This is a genomic window from Ramlibacter henchirensis, from assembly GCF_004682015.1.
Lineage (GTDB): Bacteria > Pseudomonadota > Gammaproteobacteria > Burkholderiales > Burkholderiaceae_C > Ramlibacter > Ramlibacter henchirensis.
Genome location: NZ_SMLM01000003.1, coordinates 319,042 through 335,563 on the forward strand (window position 1 = coordinate 319,042; position 16,522 = coordinate 335,563).

At 63.0% G+C, this 16,522-nt stretch carries 18 protein-coding genes; 12 read left to right on the plus strand and 6 right to left on the minus strand.

Translation table 11 applies throughout. The annotated features are described in order from the left end of the window. Nucleotides 1-103 precede the first annotated feature (103 nt). The 9 genes from EZ313_RS19625 to EZ313_RS19665 all read left to right on the plus strand — a co-directional run bounded on the left by EZ313_RS19625 (nt 104) and on the right by EZ313_RS19665 (nt 6,864). The gene (locus EZ313_RS19625) at nt 104-787 is read left to right on the plus strand and encodes a hypothetical protein (protein ID WP_135265002.1); all 684 of its coding nucleotides are present in this window, start codon (nt 104-106) and stop codon (nt 785-787) included. A gap of 197 nt (nt 788-984) precedes the next feature. Further along, nucleotides 985-1,257 (plus strand): hypothetical protein, encoded by a 273-nt coding sequence (locus tag EZ313_RS19630; RefSeq protein WP_135265003.1) that lies wholly within the window; start codon nt 985-987, stop codon nt 1,255-1,257. An 8-nt stretch (nt 1,258-1,265) separates the two neighbouring features. Then, a complete protein-coding gene (locus tag EZ313_RS19635) occupies nt 1,266-1,463 on the plus strand; it encodes a hypothetical protein (RefSeq protein WP_135265004.1) in 198 nt (65 codons plus the stop codon). After that, nucleotides 1,464-1,817, plus strand: coding sequence for a hypothetical protein (locus EZ313_RS19640; protein ID WP_135265005.1), 354 nt, complete (start codon nt 1,464-1,466; stop codon nt 1,815-1,817). Next, nucleotides 1,817-2,305, plus strand: coding sequence for a hypothetical protein (locus EZ313_RS19645; RefSeq protein WP_135265006.1), 489 nt, complete (start codon nt 1,817-1,819; stop codon nt 2,303-2,305). Before EZ313_RS19640 ends, EZ313_RS19645 begins: the two co-directional genes overlap by 1 nt. A 225-nt stretch (nt 2,306-2,530) precedes the next feature. After that, nucleotides 2,531-3,505 carry a hypothetical protein gene (locus tag EZ313_RS19650; RefSeq protein ID WP_135265007.1) on the plus strand — a complete coding sequence of 325 codons (975 nt, stop codon included), beginning with the start codon at nt 2,531-2,533 and terminating at the stop codon, nt 3,503-3,505. A 21-nt stretch (nt 3,506-3,526) separates the two neighbouring features. Then, nucleotides 3,527-3,907, plus strand: a complete 381-nt coding sequence (locus tag EZ313_RS19655; protein WP_135265008.1) for a nucleotide pyrophosphohydrolase — start codon at nt 3,527-3,529, stop codon at nt 3,905-3,907. Further along, nucleotides 3,904-5,805, plus strand: coding sequence for a DUF2075 domain-containing protein (locus EZ313_RS19660; RefSeq protein ID WP_135265009.1), 1,902 nt, complete (start codon nt 3,904-3,906; stop codon nt 5,803-5,805). Before EZ313_RS19655 ends, EZ313_RS19660 begins: the two co-directional genes overlap by 4 nt. Before the next feature lie 228 nt (nt 5,806-6,033). Further along, nucleotides 6,034-6,864: an HNH endonuclease gene (locus tag EZ313_RS19665; RefSeq protein WP_135265010.1), complete on the plus strand. Its 831-nt coding sequence runs from the start codon at nt 6,034-6,036 to the stop codon at nt 6,862-6,864. 35 nt (nt 6,865-6,899) lie between these two features. Here the strand turns inward: EZ313_RS19665 and EZ313_RS19670 are convergent, their stop codons facing one another. Further along, nucleotides 6,900-7,235, minus strand: coding sequence for a hypothetical protein (locus EZ313_RS19670; RefSeq protein WP_135265011.1), 336 nt, complete (start codon nt 7,233-7,235; stop codon nt 6,900-6,902). A gap of 362 nt (nt 7,236-7,597) precedes the next feature. Here EZ313_RS19670 and EZ313_RS19675 point away from each other — a divergent pair, with 362 nt between their 5' ends. Further along, nucleotides 7,598-8,272: a hypothetical protein gene (locus EZ313_RS19675; RefSeq protein WP_135265012.1), complete on the plus strand. Its 675-nt coding sequence runs from the start codon at nt 7,598-7,600 to the stop codon at nt 8,270-8,272. A gap of 515 nt (nt 8,273-8,787) precedes the next feature. Then, nucleotides 8,788-9,852, plus strand: coding sequence for an MBL fold metallo-hydrolase (locus EZ313_RS19680; RefSeq protein WP_135265013.1), 1,065 nt, complete (start codon nt 8,788-8,790; stop codon nt 9,850-9,852). A gap of 264 nt (nt 9,853-10,116) precedes the next feature. Here the strand turns inward: EZ313_RS19680 and EZ313_RS19685 are convergent, their stop codons facing one another. Next, nucleotides 10,117-10,470: a CHRD domain-containing protein gene (locus EZ313_RS19685; protein WP_240788717.1), complete on the minus strand. Its 354-nt coding sequence runs from the start codon at nt 10,468-10,470 to the stop codon at nt 10,117-10,119. Between the two features lie 263 nt (nt 10,471-10,733). Between EZ313_RS19685 and EZ313_RS19690 the strand changes: the two genes are divergently transcribed. Beyond that, nucleotides 10,734-11,672, plus strand: coding sequence for a CAP domain-containing protein (locus EZ313_RS19690; protein WP_135265015.1), 939 nt, complete (start codon nt 10,734-10,736; stop codon nt 11,670-11,672). Nucleotides 11,673-11,706: 34 nt separating this feature from the next. On the opposite strand, the gene EZ313_RS19695 is transcribed toward EZ313_RS19690, so the two are convergent. Genes EZ313_RS19695 through EZ313_RS19710 form a run of 4 tightly spaced genes read right to left on the minus strand, consistent with a single transcriptional unit; the run spans nt 11,707 to nt 16,435 of the window. Next, entirely contained in the window at nt 11,707-12,450 is a 744-nt protein-coding gene (locus EZ313_RS19695) for a ribonuclease activity regulator RraA (protein ID WP_205960445.1), read from the minus strand. Between the two features lie 12 nt (nt 12,451-12,462). After that, entirely contained in the window at nt 12,463-13,395 is a 933-nt protein-coding gene (locus EZ313_RS19700; RefSeq protein WP_135265016.1) for a dihydrodipicolinate synthase family protein, read from the minus strand. Between the two features lie 13 nt (nt 13,396-13,408). Continuing rightward, complete coding sequence (locus EZ313_RS19705) at nt 13,409-15,454, minus strand: TRAP transporter permease (protein ID WP_135265017.1); 2,046 nt, start codon at nt 15,452-15,454, stop codon at nt 13,409-13,411. 24 nt (nt 15,455-15,478) lie between these two features. Next, a complete protein-coding gene (locus tag EZ313_RS19710) occupies nt 15,479-16,435 on the minus strand; it encodes a TAXI family TRAP transporter solute-binding subunit (protein ID WP_135265018.1) in 957 nt (318 codons plus the stop codon). Nucleotides 16,436-16,522 lie beyond the last annotated feature (87 nt).

Sequence of the window (16,522 nt, forward strand, 5' to 3'; positions counted from 1 at the left end):
GGGTGCCGATAATCGCGCGTAGATCACGAAGCGTCGCATTGAGCAAACGGCAGGGGTCGAGGCGCGCTGCGAGACTGCGCGATACTCAGCCGCGGAGGCGGTGATGCTGCACAAGTTAACCGGAACGAAGATGATCCCGCTTGAGCGGGAGTACGAAGGCTGGGTGGTTCGAGGGATTCAAGACTACTTCGAGCATCGAGGGCAGAAGGTCGTGATCTTTGCCTTCTCACCGCTGTTGGAAAAGGACTACCCCGCAGACGAGATCATGAAGCTGCCCGCCGGGTACAAGGGCTTCGGGCTGCAGTTCAAGCGGCCCTCTTCTTTCGCGACAGACTCCGTCAGATGGGCGGTTGATGCGACGCAGCACAAGTCCATCGCATCGGGCAAGTCCATCTTCTACGCGCTGCCGACCTTCGCCAATCGCGACGTCTACAAAGAGGCTCTGCAGCACTGCCTCTTTTTTCACCCGACGATCACGTCGCCGTGGCTGGGTGAACCCCTAGAGATTTTTCTGGACCCGAAGGGGAACGTAACGAGTTTGCGCCTCAAGCAGTCAAAGGCGGCAATAGGTGGCGGGGAGGAACTCCACGGGGCTGGTTTCGCCCTGCGGTGGGGTGCGTTCATAGAGATCGCGGAGAGATGTCACATTGGGGTAAAAGGGAGCGGATTCGCCGCCGACATCGCGGCGCACATTGCTCGAAGCAAGGAAGCCCGTAGCGAGTCGTTTCAAGCGGGCGCAGCGCAGCCCGCGGACTCGACGCTATACCTGATGGCATTCAAGCCGTAGAGCACTGGGGACCCTGGCCGCGCGCGGGGCGGGCGGGGGCGATGAGGCCCGCTGGTCGCGAGTTTTTGGCTTTCGCAAACTTGATTTCGCAATTGCGATCAGACCGGGCGCTCTCGACAGCTTCAACTCGACTTGACCTCGGGTGAGCGAAATTGGCCCGCAGGCGCAAATCGACACGCGCGGGCAGACTCGCTCGCATGCAACCCCACACCTACGAGCGCGCCGCAGGACACGACCCGCGCCTCGCTGACGAGCCGTTTCCCAGCACGCCGGGTTTTTGGCCGGTGCGCCAAGCCGCCGCGTTCGTCGGCCTCTCTGTGAACGGCCTTGTGGCGGGCATCGAGAACCATGACATCCCGGTCGTGATGCGGCGCATCGGACGCGGTGGCAAGCGGTGGGTCAACGTCGAGCAGCTCCGCGCCTGGGTAGCCGAATCCGCAACTCCCGCTTCCGACGAGAACCTTTTCTAGGAGCTGAAATGACCGTGCATCTCCACGAGCCTGGCGAAGTCGCCGTGATGACCCCAGCAGACATCAAGAAACTCGCCGCCGAGGTCGAGCGCATGAGGAAGCTGTCGGCCCAATCCTCATCCCGTGCGGGCCTCGCCGACGCCTTCAACCGGCTCGCCGTCGCATGCTGGGCGAAGCGCCGCGCCTCATCGAAGGGACCGATGTAAATGGATATCGACAAGCTCTACCGGCTCGAAGCGCATCTCGAAGTGCTAGGTGAAGCACGTCGTGGGCGCGCCGAGGCGTACCGCAATCGCATTGCTGCTTCCCGCGCCTTGCGTACCGAAGCCACCATCGCAGCGCACCCCGAATACCAGGTGATGTCGCTGGCCGATCTCGCCGCCCGACCGAGCGATGAACTGAAGCAAGCAGGCGTGGATGAGAGCCTGCTGCGGCGTGCCGCCGTCGAGCGGCATCTCGCAGACGCAATCATGCGCGGCGATCCGCGTGACGAAGAAGAGTTCGTCGCCTTGTCGGCGCTGGTGCCGCGACTGCGCGACTACGCAATGGGAGCTGCCTGATGGCCGTGCTGAAGAAAATCGAAGCCGTGCGCGCGCGAATCCGCGCGCTGAAGAACGAGCGCACTGCGCTCGAAGCGCAGCCGCGCAGTCGCGACGCCGTGCGCGAGAAGGTCGTCGCAACTGTGACCGCGTGGCACGAGCGCGCGCGTCAGCGACATGCGCGTAACCTGCGGCAACTCGCGCACGGCCACCATGTCAGTCTGCTCGATCTGAATCTCGCCGACGATGCCGGTCCCACCTGGACGCTGATGCTCGGCCCTGAAGCCGTCCAGCGCGCGCTGCTGCAGGACATCGACTGCGTACCCGAAGGTGTCAGCGCCGAGGCTCGCGCCGCCCGGCTGGAGGCTATCAGCAAAGAGCTGGAAGCAGTGGAGGCCGAAGAAGAAGTGCTGATCGTGCAAGCCGAGGTCAATGGCGAGCGCGTGTGGCGTCGCGGAGACGCCAGCCCGGCGGCGATTTTCGGGGCGATCCCAGCGCACAGCCCCTAGCCGCGAGAGGCCGGTATTCCGCGTTGGCCCGACGCTCCCCATGCCTTGCCGGGGGCTTGCGATCCGTCGCACCACACGCGCATCCTGACCTGCCCCATTCTTGCCACTTTGTTGTGTGGCGGCTTACCACCCCGGAAAAGTCACGGCCCGTTCCTGTTGAGTTGCTAGACTCTTCGTCTGTGGCCAGCTGAGATAGGGCCGAAATAGCCGGTGCAGGGAGCGTCGATGCAGAATCCATTGAAGTCCTCGCGACTTCTATTTGTCAGTTCAGTCTTCTACTTTGCAGTCGGGCTCGTCGTTCTGCTACTGAGGGACGACTTCACGGTGATGGTTTATGGCGAACCGCATCGAAGCGCTCTTTTCCTGTCTGTCGGTTTATTCGCGTTAGCAGTCGGTGTCGGCGGCATGCTCCTGCTCTATCTGCGGGGGGGAATCGAGTTCCGGCGGGAAGACTTTCAAGACACTGGCCCGGGGTTTTTGCCGACCGACACACTAGGCCGGCGGCTCCGCGAACTGCGGCTGCGCGTTGACCGGCTTGACGAAAATGTTTCACAAATAGGAAAAGCTCAAGTCGCTGGCCAGCTCGGCGACAAGGATCAGCTCGTGGCCAGCTTGCTCCCCGCCATCAATGCGGAGTTGGCAAAGGAACTCGAAAACCGTTACTCCGCGGCGGCAGTGAGAGCGAAGGGATTGCAGGAGGTTAGGGAGACTCTGCAGCGGGCGCACCGCAGGTTGGAGAATGAGCTTGATTCCTTGTCTCGCCGAGGCAATCTAAACTTGGTGATCGGCGTACTAACCACTGCCCTCGCAGTCACGTTGCTCGCCTACATGGTCCTGGGCCACGAGAAGCAGTTCAGTTCGGTCACAGACCTGTTGTCGCACTACGTGCCACGAGTGACCATCGTCGTGTTCGTAGAAGTTTTCTCGTTCTTTTTCTTGCGTCTGTACCGTACAACGCTAGCCGAGATTAGGACTTATCAAGCTGACTTGACTGAAATCTCGGTGAAGCAAGTCGCGGTCGAGGCGGTTTGGAACTCGACGGATGATGTGACTCGCAGGACGCTCTCAAGAGAACTGCTTAATGCTCCTCGACACACAGTGGGACAACAGGTGGCCACCGATGATCTGGACCCGAAGGCTCTCGCGGAGTTGTTGGTTAAGTTCTCGCAGCTGCTTCCAAAAAAAGGCAAAGATGACTGAGAGCTGCTTCTGCTTTGAGCAATGAGCAATCAACGCGACTTAATCCAAGCGCAGGCGTTGGCCGAGGAGCTACGACGTTTCGCGAAAGAGCGCGATTGGGATCAATTTCACTCGCCTAAGAACCTGATCCTGGCGTTAGTCGGTGAGGTCGGCGAGCTTGCCGAGATTTTCCAGTGGATGCGCGAGGACGAGTCTGCCCGCGCCGCATCCGATCCCCGGACATCAACCGCTGTTCGAGAAGAGCTGGCCGATGTCACGTTGTATCTCGTGCGGCTCGCAGACGTTCTTGGCGTCGATCTAGACGACGCAGTGCGTCGCAAGCTGAAGGCCAATGCAGAGAAGTACCCGGTGGAAACCGCTCGTGGTAGCAGCAAGAAGTACAACAAGCCGCCGCAGCCATGATCGTCTATCAATCAGACAAGCGCGAGTTCCTTCACGACAACGACCACCGCGACATCCAGGATGTTATTCACGACCGCTTTCAAGCGGCCACCGGCCGTCGGGTAGGGGGCAGCGAGCTGAGTTCATGGCGTGACTCGCTGAACGCATTGGCGAAGGTGCTGAGGGATCGCGACATCCCGGACGACCTCGGCGTCGCAGTGGAATTCGTGCTGCCGCAAAGCACGAAGCGGATCGATGTGATTCTCGCTGGGCACCACGAAGACGGCACCAAGCGCATCGTCGTCGTTGAGCTGAAAGGCTGGACAGATGCGAAGGCGACGAAGAGTGATGGCATCGTCACTACGCGGCTGGGTGGCGCTGAACGATTCACAGTGCACCCGTCGTATCAGGCGTGGTCCTATGTGGCGTTCTTGGAGGGCTTCAACGAGGCGGTGTACGAGGGGGGAATTCGCCTTCAGCCATGTGCGTACCTGCACAATTTCGACACTCCCGGGGTTTTGGACAGCGACCACTACAAGCCTTACGTCTCGAAAGCCCCCCTATTTCTGAAAGGTGAAGCGGACCGCGAGACGCTGCGCGCCTTCATCAAAGAGCACGTCAGGCATGGGCGAGGAAAGTCGATCCTGTACGAGGTCGAGAAGGGCCGCATCAGGCCCTCTAAGGCGCTTGCCGATTCAGTGGTCAACCTGCTCAAGGGGAACAGCGAGTTCACGTTGCTTGACGACCAAAAAGAGATCTACGAAGCGGCGCTGGCTGCTTGCCGACAGGCCAGCACCAGTTCGCGCCGTGTGGTGATCGTAGAAGGTGGCCCCGGTACGGGCAAATCGGTCGTCGCGGTCAACCTGCTCGCCGCATTGCGACATGGCTTGAACGTGAAGTACGTCTCGAAGAACGCCGCGCCGCGTGAGGTCTACAGCCATCAACTCGCGCAGGGTCCCGGCAATGCACACTTGGCAAACCTGTTCACGGGTTCCGGTTCCTTTATGAACTGCCAGCCAGCCGCGTTCGATGCGCTGATCGTTGACGAGGCGCACCGACTGACCGAGAAGAGCGGCTTCTATCAGAACGAAGGTGATCATCAGATCAGGGAGATCATCCGAGCCGCAAACTGCGCCATCTTCTTCATTGATGACCGCCAGCGCGTCACGCTCAAAGATGTCGGCAGCGTCGAATTGATTCGCCAGCTCGCCGAGGAGCAGGGTGCGTCCGTCGAGCAGTACAAGCTACGTTCGCAGTTCAGGTGCGCCGGGTCAGACGGCTACCTGGCTTGGCTGGACAATACACTAGGCATCGAGGAGACGGCGAATGACTCTCTAGACGGAGTCCGCTACGACTTCCAGGTGTTCGATGACCCGGCTGACATGCACGCAGCAATCGAAGCGAAGAATGCAAACAACAAATCGCGCGTAGTGGCAGGCTACTGCTGGAAGTGGGCCAGTAGAAATGATCCAGCAGCCGATGACATCGTGATCGGCAGCTACCGACGGCAGTGGAACCTGCTGGATCAAGGGAGCCTCTGGCTGGTGTCACCAGACTCGAGCGCGCAGGTGGGTTGCATTCACACCTGCCAAGGGCTCGAGCTGGACTACGTTGGAGTGATTATTGGGCCTGACCTCGTTGCAGGCCCGACCGGCACGCTCAGGTCTGTGCCGCGCGCACGCGACCGCCATGACAAGACAATGAAAGGCTACGTCACTATGTCGCGTGACGACCCTGAAGGTGCGTACCGCGCGGCAGATCGAATCATTCGGAACACGTACCGAACGCTGATGACCCGAGGAATGAAGGGGTGCTACGTGTACGCCACGGATTCTGCCCTCAGAGAGCACCTGCGGTCACGAATGAGGGATGCAGTCGTTGTCGCGGCCGGCGAAGAACAGTCGCAGGCAGCAAAGTAGGGGTGATCGAGAATGCGTTACTCAGTTCTTGACAATGATGGGAATCCGCTGGACGCCCACTTTGAGATCGACTCTTCTGAGATAGTTTTTCATTCGCGCGGCGGAGCAAAGGGCCAGGACGCTCGGAACTCGCAGTACGAGGCTGGCCTGAGGCTCTTAGTTGGCCGACTGCGTTCAGCTCAGGTCGTGCTCAGTGGCGCGTTTGTTGACAGTAGCCAGGTGAAGTCAGTGCCGCTGGAACAGCGCCGAATCCTAAGCGCCGCTGAGGGTGCGACGACGGCAGAAGAGGTCTGCAAACTTCTGGCATCTCGGATGAAGGTGTTCGGACAGTCGCCCTCGGCATCAGGCGGGAACTCGACGAAGAGGATCCGCATCCGGCTGTCGGCCCCATTTCAGCTCACTGATGAGAAGGTGGTCGATGTAGTTGCAGCCGCGCCGGAGCGGCTTCCTGCATCGCAGCTTGAGAAGGTCGGCGCTCAAGACCTCCTGTTCGCGGTCGAGCAACTGCTTGCAGGTGCATCGCATAGGTTCGGGGAGTCCACCGACTACGACGTGCTGCTTGACACCGGCAAGCGGCTTCCTCCTAAAGCCATCTTCGGGATCGCTGCGACGCGCGCGCTGGGCTTCTCGGTCCTACCGGGGCACTTTTCAGGAGGCGTCGGCACCCCATGCTTCAAGGCACTAGAGGGCGCGGGTTATCAGATTGTTCCGAAGGATGCGCCCGATCCTGAAGTCCCTCGCGAAGCGGCAGATCGCGAGTACGTCGAAGGCACCCCGAAGCTGCGGTCGCACCTGCGAAAAGAACGTCGAAGTGGCCTTGCGGCGGCGAAGAAGGACGAGTTCAGGCAGGCGCACGGTCGATTGTTCTGCGAGCGGTGCGAAATGGATCCCGTGAAGGTGTACGGGGACAGCAGCGGAGAGGCGTGCATCGAGGTGCACCACCGTGCCGTGCAGGTGCAGGACATGGCACCTGGTCACAAGACGAAGCTGTCAGACCTCAAGTGTCTCTGCGCGAGCTGCCACAGAGTCGTGCACAGGCGCCTTCAGCAAGAGAGCTGAGCAGCCCGGGAAGGCGCGAACCGCACCCCACATCGTCAGGCAGACGCTCGGATCCACGTCTCAGAGGGGCTGCCTGGCTTCACCTTCTTTCGTCGGCTGAGAGCTTCCCGAAAAATGTCGAGGATCTCCCGATCCCGCTCGACGCAGCTGAGCAGAGCCCCTGCGAGTACGAGTACGTCCGCCTTGTCGAGCATGAGGTACTGGCACTTTCCATCATCTGCCTCGAATACCACCCCGACACTGCCGCGAATCCCGTTCGGCTCGTTCCGCCCACGGTAGTGATGGAGCTGGACCCGAACCTGCTTCTTCTCATGCGGCTTGGAGCGGACAAAATTTCTTCCAATCAAGAACTGTCGTGTCAGTTTCGCCATGGCCTGCACCGTCTCCTGCCTCGTCAAGCGACCTCGCCGAACTTATTCGATCGAAATCGCAGTTCGGCACACGTTACGGCTGAAGAGCGTACCGGCTGCCCCGCTAATCTGAACTGGCTGTGTGGATCCGCGGCCCCACTGGACCTCACCGTGCTCGCCCCACGTAGCCTCGACATCGCCACTGACTCGCAAGTGCTTGAAGAGGGGGCTTCCGCCAATCTACGTCTATGAGGCTTCGACACGTTGACACCACTGGATCGTTAACCTATGTCAGAGTTGCAGGATGGGAATCCAGCAATTGCTGAGCTACGAGATGGTGTGTCACCATTCGGCAGGCGGCGCTCAAAGCGTCCGGGGGATGCATGCCGACGTCTTTTGAAAACAAAGGTTCCACTGTCGTAGTCGCGGGGAGCTTCGCGCCGTCGATGTTTCACCCATTGTGGTTCCAAAGCAACGATCTGCTTGGCAAGCAGGAGACCAAGGCGGCAGCCGAGAAGCAAACACTGTTAGTCAGCGACGAGCTTACGGTGTTCAGCGTGGCCGGCATGGACTTCCATGTCCGCGCGGATCGGATTCAGGTTGGAACCGCGCAAGAGAACCTGTTCGGCCCCGTTCGTGATCTTGTGATTGGCACCATGCAGTTGCTTGAGGCTTCCACAGTGCGAGCCGTAGGCATCAACTGGACCGCCCATTTCAAGCTGCCATCGCGAGATGCATGGCACGCTGCAGGGCACAAAATGATTCCATATGAGTTTTGGGCGCGGACGTGGACCAAACATGTGGGCATGAGGAACGTCACTGTCGAGCTAGAGCGCAAAGATGGACGCGGTGGTTATGTGCAAGTCACAGTGCAGCCATCCAATGTGGTCGAATCGGGCGTGTATGTGTCCGTCAATGATCACTACGATATGGCTAAAGAAGGGGAGCCGAGCACGGGCGCGCAATCGGCGAGCTTGCTGCAAGATCAGTGGGACGGTTCACAAAAGATCGCTATGGAGTTGCTTGAGCAAATTCAGAAGGAGTGCGTAAGTGGTTGAGACATCGGAAGTCTCCGCTAAGCAACAGCGGTTCACCTCCTCCACGGCAAGACTCGACCAGATCACGGGTCGGCTTCCGCGCGCTCATTCGCTACTGCCCGAGCTTGGCAATACGGCCCCGCTTCGCCATGACGTGAAGTCTGAAGAAACGGCACTACGCGGACGTCCACAGCCCGCCACTTCTTTCAAGACACTTGAATCGTGGGTCTGCAAAGTTGAATCTGTTGATGCGGCTGCGGGGACGTTCACGGCTGTAGCTGCAAGCGACCGGCAGGGCGGACTTCAGGAGCACGCAGAATTTCAGCTTGACGAACTGTCGGCAGATGACGTCGGCTTAGTTGAGCCTGGCGCTGTCTTCTACTGGTCTGTGGGATACCAAATTGATGAGTTCGGCGGCCGAGTTACTGCGTCTGCCATTCGCTTCCGGAGATTGAGGCATTGGACTCGCAGAGAACTTGACGCAGCGAAGGTCCGAGCTGCCGGGTACGCGAAGTGGTTCGTGGGAGAAATGGGAGATGCCGGGACCGCCGCTGCCAAATGAACTCGAACTTACTCTGATTGGTCCAAATGTCGGTGAGAGCGTCATTGCCCACTACCAAGGCAATTGGTTTCTTTTCGATAGCTGTACGGATCGGAAAACTGGCGAACCGGCTGCCCACGTTTATCTAACGTCCATCGGGGTCCAGCCGGAACAAGTCCGTGTGATCGCCTGCACCCACTGGCACGACGACCACTTCCGTGGACTCGGTAGGCTTAGCGAGGTTTACTCGCACGCTCAGCTTTGGATGTCACACGCGCTCCGACGCGAAGAGTTCATCGACGTGGTAGAGGCGTGGCGCAATTTTCCTTCTGGAGCTTATCCACACACTTCGGGCCTTGAGGAGTTGACAAAGTGCGTGGACATCGCACGTGAAAGGAACAGGCCGCCAATGTTTGCGTCCCACGACAAGCGTATGTGGCTGTCAGAGGATGGCACTGGAGAGCTGTGGTCGCTTAGCCCATCGGCGGCGATGATCGTAAAAAGCCAACAAGACATCGCAGCTCTGTTCCCCGCGACCTGGTCAATCAAGAAAGCGGCAGCCGAGAGTCGACCGAATCACATCGCAGTTGCAATGCATCTGCGCGCGGGAAATCACTCGATCATTTTGGGATCTGACCTTGAAGAAGAGGGCGATCCTCAAACGGGATGGAGCGCAGTGATTGCGAGCACGGCGAAGCCGCCGCAGCGCGGGAGTCTGTACAAAGTCGCGCATCACGGCTCTGAAACTGGGCACCACGGCGGCATTTGGACCAGCTTACTTTCGGCAAGGCCAGTGGCCGTACTAAGTCCTTTCTCGCGCAGTCACCTGCCGCGCGACTCGGACGTGACCCGCCTAAAGGGGCTGTCGTCAGCGGTGTACATAACTGCCAAGCGAGGGAAGACTGAGGTGAAGCGTACCGGCGCAGTGGGCAAGTTCACGCAGCAGAAGAAGCTGCGCGTAATTGCCGGGCTCGCGGGGGCCGTGACCTGTCGAATCGACGCGAGTAATCCGGCAGCCGAATGGTCGATTCAGCTCGAAGGGCTGGCGGAGAAGCTGTAGCCGCTTGTGCTACGCTTGCGGCTCGTTCGCTTGCGGGCGTGTCCTTCACACGGCAGGGGTCACATGTTCGATCCATGTATCACCCACCAATCTGAAAACTCCGTAAGTCCCTGACTACGGAGTTTTTTCTTTTTGGCATCGTTCCCGAATCAGCCGGAAAGCCAAACAGGTCTACGCCACATCGGATGCTGATCGCAAGGCTCACGCCGCGGCTAAGGAGATCCTGCAAGCCAAGAGGGATGACCTGGCTGGCAAAGCGTTCGCTCAGCGCGCCAGTTGCCCGCGAAGCTCGCCGCCCGGATTTGCGGCCGTGTGGATGTTCACGTAGTAGCGGCCGCCCTTCAGGTCCGCGTATTGCTCGGCGGTGAGGGTTGCGGTGCCCGTGATGGGCGACTGCGCGACGCTCGGGAACGGAATCTTGACGCCCGCGTTCTGCCCGGCAGGAGCGGGGCCGTGGATGTGACCCATTGTCGCCGGCCCGGTCAGGCCCGAGTAGGTGACGCGGTACGTCATGGCCATCGTCGAGGGGTTCACCGTCACTTCGGCGCTTCCGGTCCCAGCGCTCGAGACCGGCGGCACTTCCTGCGCCCCGGAGAGCGTCGCGCGATACGTCTCCATGCCACCCGTGCCACCGCCCATACGCATTTGGCCACAGGCGCCGAGAGCCATCGCGAACGCGGTTGCAACAAGGCAGCGGGCAAACAAGTGACGTGAAATCATGAGGGGCACCCCAGGAAGTGGATGTCTCATTGTGGTGAAGGCATGGGCCGGCCGGGGTGGTGGATTCCCTGCCTTCGGAACCTCATCCTTGCAGCATCTACTCGCTCGCGTGATGCGCGCAAACGAGGTGAACCGTGGGCGCGCTGCGGAGTCAACCAGAGATGATTCCGAGACATCTGCGCGCGGCAGTCGCGCCAGCCGCGTTGGTCGCGGCACTGGTCGGGAGCGGATGTGGTGGCGGCGGCGACGTCGCTCCACCGACCGCGCCGCCCGCGACTTCCGTTAACAGCGCCACCTACGCGGCCGGCAGCCCGCAACGGCTGGCCTACGATCAGCTCAATGCAGCCCGGCTGCGCTGCGGCTTCGGGCTGCTCGCGCAATCCGCGGCCCTCGACCAGGCAGCGGCGGCCCATGGCAACTACATGAGCCTCAACAGCGAGTTGGGCCACGGCGAGGATCCCGGCAAGCCCGGCTTCACCGGTGCGACGCCGCTCGACCGCGCCCTGGCCGCGCGCTATGCCCCGCGCGCTGTGGGCGAGGACATCTCCGCCAGCGGATCGCCCGGCGGCTCGACGGCAGCCGATGCGATCCGCAACCTCATGGCCGCCCCGTACCACGCCAAGTCGCTCCTGACCGGCTTCCGCGAAGTAGGCCTCGCATGGAACGTCGTGGCCTCGCTCGACACGCTGACCGTCGATCTGGGCGTCCCGGCTTCGGCGCAGTTGCAGTCACCACAGGGTGTGGCCACGTTCCCTTGCGCGGACACCACCGATGCCGTGGCCCGTGGCGGCAACGAATCGCCTTCGCCCTTCCCGTCCAACCCGGATGCGCAATGGGGCCAGCCAATCACCGTGGCAGGGCCCCAGGCGCTGCGCATCACCTCGGCCACCATCACCGGTCCGTCCGGACCCGTGGCACTCCTGGTCACCTACGGCTCGGGCGCGACGGCCGACCCCAATGGCGCCTTCGCCGACGGATGGTTCTCCCTCATCCCGGAGGTGCTGCAGCCCAGCACGAGTTATGCGGTTGCGATCGACTACACCGTCAGCGGCACTCCCGGCTCTGCGCGCTTTTCGTTCACCACGGGCGGTGGCCGTTGAATGCCGTGCCCGCGGTGGCCGCAATCTCGAAACCTCACCGACCCTTCGGCTGCATCGCGGCCTGGTAGCGCGCCTTGTTCTCCGCATTGGGCGGGTACAGGCCCGGCAGCGCTGCGCCCTTGTTCACTTCGTCCATGATCCAGCCCTCGAGCCGCTCCTGCTCCGGCGCTTCCTGCAGCACGTGCTCCAGCAGCGCAGCGGGGATCAGCACCGCGCCGTCGTCGTCGCAGACCATCACGTCGCCCGGGAACACCGCAACGCCGCCGCAGGCGATCGGCTGCTGCCACGCGACGAAGGTGAGTCCGGCCACGGACGCCGGTGCGGCAGCGCCGCCGCACCACACCGGCAGATTCGTGCCCAGGACGCCTTGCACGTCACGCACCACGCCATCGGTGACCAGGGCGGTGATGCCGCGCCTGGCCATCCGGGCGCAAAGAATGTCGCCGAAGATGCCCGCATCCTGCACGCCCATGGCGTCGACCACGGCGATGCAGCCCGCCGGCATGTCCTCGATGGCGGCGCGCGTGGAAATGGGCGAGCCCCAGGACTCCGGCGTGGCGAGGTCCTCCCGGGCCGGTACGAAGCGAAGCGTGAAGGCTCGCCCGACCAGCCGCGGCTGGCCGGCGCGGATCGGGCGGGCGCCGCGCAGCCACAGGTTTCGCAAGCCCTTCTTCAGCAGCACGGTGGTGATGGTGGCCGTGGTGACGCGCGAGAGCGTCTCGATGACCTGGGGGTCCAGGTCCATGGTTGCGGGTGCGGGGGTGGGGGGCATGGACATGGGAAGGCTCCTTCATCCGAGTTCGTGCAGGCGCTTGTCCTGCCGGCGCACCAGGCGATCGATGTCCGCAAGGTCCTGGGCCGAGAGCCTGGGTCCGGGCTTGCGAACGAACGGCGAGGCGATCGCGCCGCGCTGGTGCAGCAGGTGCTTGCGCACGGCCAGCCCGATGCCGGCCTGCTGCTCGTAGCGCGCGAGCGGGAGGTACGCGTCGAACAGGTCATGGGCGCGCTCGACGTCGCCTCCCGCATGGGCCGCGACCACGTCGACCATCATCTCGGGCCAGGCGAAACCGGTCATCGCGCCATCGGCGCCGCGCGACAGTTCCTCGGGCAGGAACAGGCCGCCGCCGTTGCCGGTGAGGATGGATACGCGGCGCACTTCGCCCTTGTCGCCGGCGGCGCGAATGGCCGACAGCTTCGCCAGGCCCGGCCAGTCCTCGTGCTTGAGCATCACGCAGTGCGGCGAATTTTTCAGGATGCGCAGGATCACCGCCGGTGACATCTGCACGCCGGTCGCGACGGGATGGTCCTGCAGGCACCAGGGCACCGGCCCCAGCGTCTCGTTCACCATGTCGAAGTAACCCGCGATCTGGTCGTCCGTGCGCACCGTGGAGGGCGGCGCCACCATCACGCCGGACGCACCGAGGTCCATCACCGCCCGGGTGAGTTCGCCCATGGCCGCGAAGCCGGGCGAGGACACGCCCACGACGATGGGGACCCGGCCGGCGGCACGCTGCACGACCTGGCGGGTGAACGCCTTGGCTTCTTCCGCGGTGAGCTTCGTCGCTTCGCCCATGATCCCCAGGATCGTGAGCCCGGTGACGCCGCGCTCGAGGCAGAAGTCCACCATGCGGTCGGTGCTGGCGAGGTCGAGCGCGCCGCCGTCGGTGAACGGCGTGACGGTGATGAGGTAGACGCCCTTGGCGGACGTGTCGAATCGGTGCATTGGGAACTCCGGTCTATGAAATCCGCGGCTTGGCCGAGTGCGCGGCCCGCCGTGCGAGCTGCATCACGAGGACAAGCAGCAGGAGGACGAAGCCCGTGCCGTTGGCGAGGCCCGACGGGTAGACGAGCGCGAGGCCGGCGGCGACGAGCAGCACGCGTTCGAAGGCGCTCGTCCGCAGCAACGCCCAGCCCTGGAAGGCGGCGGCCAGCGCAGCGATCGCCGCGGCGGCCGTGAGGGTCACCTTGGCCACCAGCAGCCAGTCGGCGCCCGCCGCCGCCTTGGCCGATCCCATGAGCAGCAGCGCGCGGCCATCGGGATCGAGCACGAACATGAACGGCAGCAGGAACGCGGGGAGCGTGTACTTCCAGCAGTGCAGCGTCGTCTTGTACGGATCGCCGCCGGTGATCGCCGCCGCCGCGAAAGGCGACAGCGCCGTGGGGGGAGACACTTCCGAGAGAACGGCGTAGTAGAAGATGAACATGTGCGCGGCGAAATCGGGCACGCCGAGCTTGGTCAGCGCCGGCGCGGCGATCACCGCGCAGATGATGTAGGACGCCGTCACCGGCACCGCGAGGCCGACGATCCACACCACCAGCGCGGTGAAGATCGCGGTCAGCAGCAGGGACCCCGCGGCGTACGCGATCACGATGGAGCTGAACTTCAGGCCGAGCCCGGTGAGCGTGACCACCCCCACGATGATCCCCGCGCCCGCGCAGGTCGCCCCCACGTTGAGCATGCCGGTGGAGCCGCCTGCCATCGCCCTGGTCAGCGGCATGTCCAGGAGCTTGCGGCCCAGTTTCCCCGGTGCGGTGAACAGGTCGTACGGGATCAGCGAGGTGTCGCGTCGCAGCAAGCTCGTCGCCAGGGAGACGGCGGTCGCCCAGAACACCGACATCACCGGGGAAAAGCCCCACACCATGAAGGCGATGATCGAGACCAGCGACAGGAAGTGGAACCAGTAGCGGCGCGCCAGGGCCCACGCCGTCTGAACTTTCTCGAAGGTGATGTTGCCCATCGCGTACTTGCGCGCGTCGATCTCCACCATCAGGAAGAGCGCCAGGTAGAACAGCACCGTGGGGATGACCGCCATCAGCAGCACATCCATGTAGGAGATCTTGAGGAACTCGGCGATCAGGAACGCCGCCGCCCCGAGCACCGGCGGGGAGATGATGGCGCCAAGGCCGCCAGCTGCGAGCAGGCCGCCCGCCGCGTTGCGCTCGTAGCCGACCTTGGAAAGCATGGGGTAGGCCACGGAAGCGAGCGTGACGGTGGTCGCCACGCCGGAACCGGAGGGCCCGCCCAGCAGGAACGAAGACAGCACCACGGTGCGCCCTGCGCCCGTGGGCCTGCCCCCCATCGCCGCGAAGGAGAAATCGATGAAGAACTTGCCGGCGTTGGAGTACTGCAGGAAAGCGCCGAAGATGGTGAACAGGATGATGAGCGAGGACGAGACGTCGATCGCCACGCCGAAGATGCCTTCCAGCGTCATGTACATCACACCCACCAGCCTGCCGACGTCGTAGCCCTTGTGCGTCCACGGCGCAGGCAGCCACGGGCCGGCCAGCGCATAGGCGAGGAACGCGGCCGTGATGACCGGCATGACCCAGCCGCTCGTGCGCCGCATGGCCTCCAGCACGAGCACGATCAGCGCGATGCCGAACGCGACGTCCCAGGGCAGCGGTAGCGTGTTGCGGTCCGTGAAGTCATCGCCGCCGCGGATGGCGTACGCCGCCACCGCGATCGCGATCGCCGCCGCCAGCCAGTCCCACCACATGATCCGGTGGCGGAAGCGCCGCGCGACGGGGAACAGCAGGAAGGTGAGGGCGAGCACGAACGCCACGTGGACGCCGCGCATCGTCTGCGTCGGCACGATGGAATACGCGGAATAGAGGTGGAAGGCGCTCATTGCGACCGCCCCCAGGGTGAGGAAGACGGCGAGGCCGCCGCGCGGCCTGTTGGCCGCGCCTTCCTCCGCCTCGATGTACTCCTCGGCCTTCTGCAGGCTCTCAGACGAGACTGCCGCGGCCTCCGAGAGCGACACGCGGGCAGGCTCGTTCATGCCGGGCTAACCCGTGTCCCCGCGTTAGTTGACCTTGACGCCGCGCTCGGCGAAGTACTTGAGCGCGCCCGGGTGGTACGGGATGGGGGTGGCGCTCGCCTTCTGGTTCTCCAGCTTGAAGTTCTCGGCTTCCTTGTGGACCGCGACCAGTTCGTCCTTCTTCTCGAACAGGGTCTTGACGATGTTGTAGGCCGTCTTCTCGTCCATGCTGTCGTGGGCGACCAGGATGTTCATGACCGTCGCCTGCTTGTTGTCGGCGTCCATGCCCTTGTAAACCGCCTTGGGGATGGTGTCCTCGACATACAGGTTGCCGTACTTCCTGTTCATGGCCGCCACGAGCTCGGCATGGTCGATCATCCTGATCTTGGTGTTGGGCGTGTTGGCCAGGTCGGTCACCGCCGCGGTGGGCAGGCCCCCGACCCAGAAGAACGCGTCGATCTTGCCGTCCTTGAGGGCGTTGACCGATTCCGCGACGCCCAGGCGCTCGCGTTTCATGTCGCCGTCCTTGTCCATGCCCGCCGCCTCGATGAGGCGGAAGGCCATCACCTCGGTGGCGCTGCCGGGCGAGCCGGTCGACACGCGCTTGCCCTTGAGGTCGGCGAACTTGTTGATGCCCTTGCCCTCGACGCTCACCACGTGCATGCGGTTCGGGTACAGCACGGCCAGCGTCTTCACCGGCACCTTCTGGCCCTTGAACTTGTCCTCGCCCTTGTAGGCGTCCTGGGCCGCATCGCTCATCGAGAAGGCGACATACGGCTTGCCGCTCGCGATCAGCTTCAGGTTGTCGACCGAGCCGCCCGTCACTTCAGCCGTGGCCTGCATTCCGGGGACGTACTTGGACAGCACGGCCGCGAGCCCGCCGCCCATGGGGTAGTACACGCCGCCGGTGCCGCCGGTCGCGATCGAGATGTTCTGCGCGATGGCCGCGAACGACAGGCCGGCAGCGACGAGCGCGGCAAGAAAGTACTTCAGGAACTTCATCGGTTTGTCTCCTGTTGAACGAGCAGGGGCACTGCCCCGGTGCCTCCCGATTCTTGCAATGCGCCCGGTCGCCCGCTCTAGTGGCTT

Bases quoted from the DNA above. Each gene is read 5' to 3' on its own strand.
- EZ313_RS19625 (WP_135265002.1), top strand. From the start codon at position 104: ATGCTGCACAAGTTAACCGGAACGAAGATGATCCCGCTTGAGCGGGAG.
- EZ313_RS19630 (WP_135265003.1), top strand. From the start codon at position 985: ATGCAACCCCACACCTACGAGCGCGCCGCAGGACACGACCCGCGCCTC.
- EZ313_RS19635 (WP_135265004.1), top strand. From the start codon at position 1,266: ATGACCGTGCATCTCCACGAGCCTGGCGAAGTCGCCGTGATGACCCCA.
- EZ313_RS19640 (WP_135265005.1), top strand. From the start codon at position 1,464: ATGGATATCGACAAGCTCTACCGGCTCGAAGCGCATCTCGAAGTGCTA.
- EZ313_RS19645 (WP_135265006.1), top strand. From the start codon at position 1,817: ATGGCCGTGCTGAAGAAAATCGAAGCCGTGCGCGCGCGAATCCGCGCG.
- EZ313_RS19650 (WP_135265007.1), top strand. From the start codon at position 2,531: ATGCAGAATCCATTGAAGTCCTCGCGACTTCTATTTGTCAGTTCAGTC.
- EZ313_RS19655 (WP_135265008.1), top strand. From the start codon at position 3,527: ATGAGCAATCAACGCGACTTAATCCAAGCGCAGGCGTTGGCCGAGGAG.
- EZ313_RS19660 (WP_135265009.1), top strand. From the start codon at position 3,904: ATGATCGTCTATCAATCAGACAAGCGCGAGTTCCTTCACGACAACGAC.
- EZ313_RS19670 (WP_135265011.1), bottom strand. From the start codon at position 7,235: ATGGCGAAACTGACACGACAGTTCTTGATTGGAAGAAATTTTGTCCGC.
- EZ313_RS19675 (WP_135265012.1), top strand. From the start codon at position 7,598: ATGCCGACGTCTTTTGAAAACAAAGGTTCCACTGTCGTAGTCGCGGGG.
- EZ313_RS19680 (WP_135265013.1), top strand. From the start codon at position 8,788: ATGCCGGGACCGCCGCTGCCAAATGAACTCGAACTTACTCTGATTGGT.
- EZ313_RS19685 (WP_240788717.1), bottom strand. From the start codon at position 10,470: ATGGAGACGTATCGCGCGACGCTCTCCGGGGCGCAGGAAGTGCCGCCG.
- EZ313_RS19690 (WP_135265015.1), top strand. From the start codon at position 10,734: ATGATTCCGAGACATCTGCGCGCGGCAGTCGCGCCAGCCGCGTTGGTC.
- EZ313_RS19695 (WP_205960445.1), bottom strand. From the start codon at position 12,450: ATGTCCATGCCCCCCACCCCCGCACCCGCAACCATGGACCTGGACCCC.
- EZ313_RS19700 (WP_135265016.1), bottom strand. From the start codon at position 13,395: ATGCACCGATTCGACACGTCCGCCAAGGGCGTCTACCTCATCACCGTC.
- EZ313_RS19705 (WP_135265017.1), bottom strand. From the start codon at position 15,454: ATGAACGAGCCTGCCCGCGTGTCGCTCTCGGAGGCCGCGGCAGTCTCG.
- EZ313_RS19710 (WP_135265018.1), bottom strand. From the start codon at position 16,435: ATGAAGTTCCTGAAGTACTTTCTTGCCGCGCTCGTCGCTGCCGGCCTG.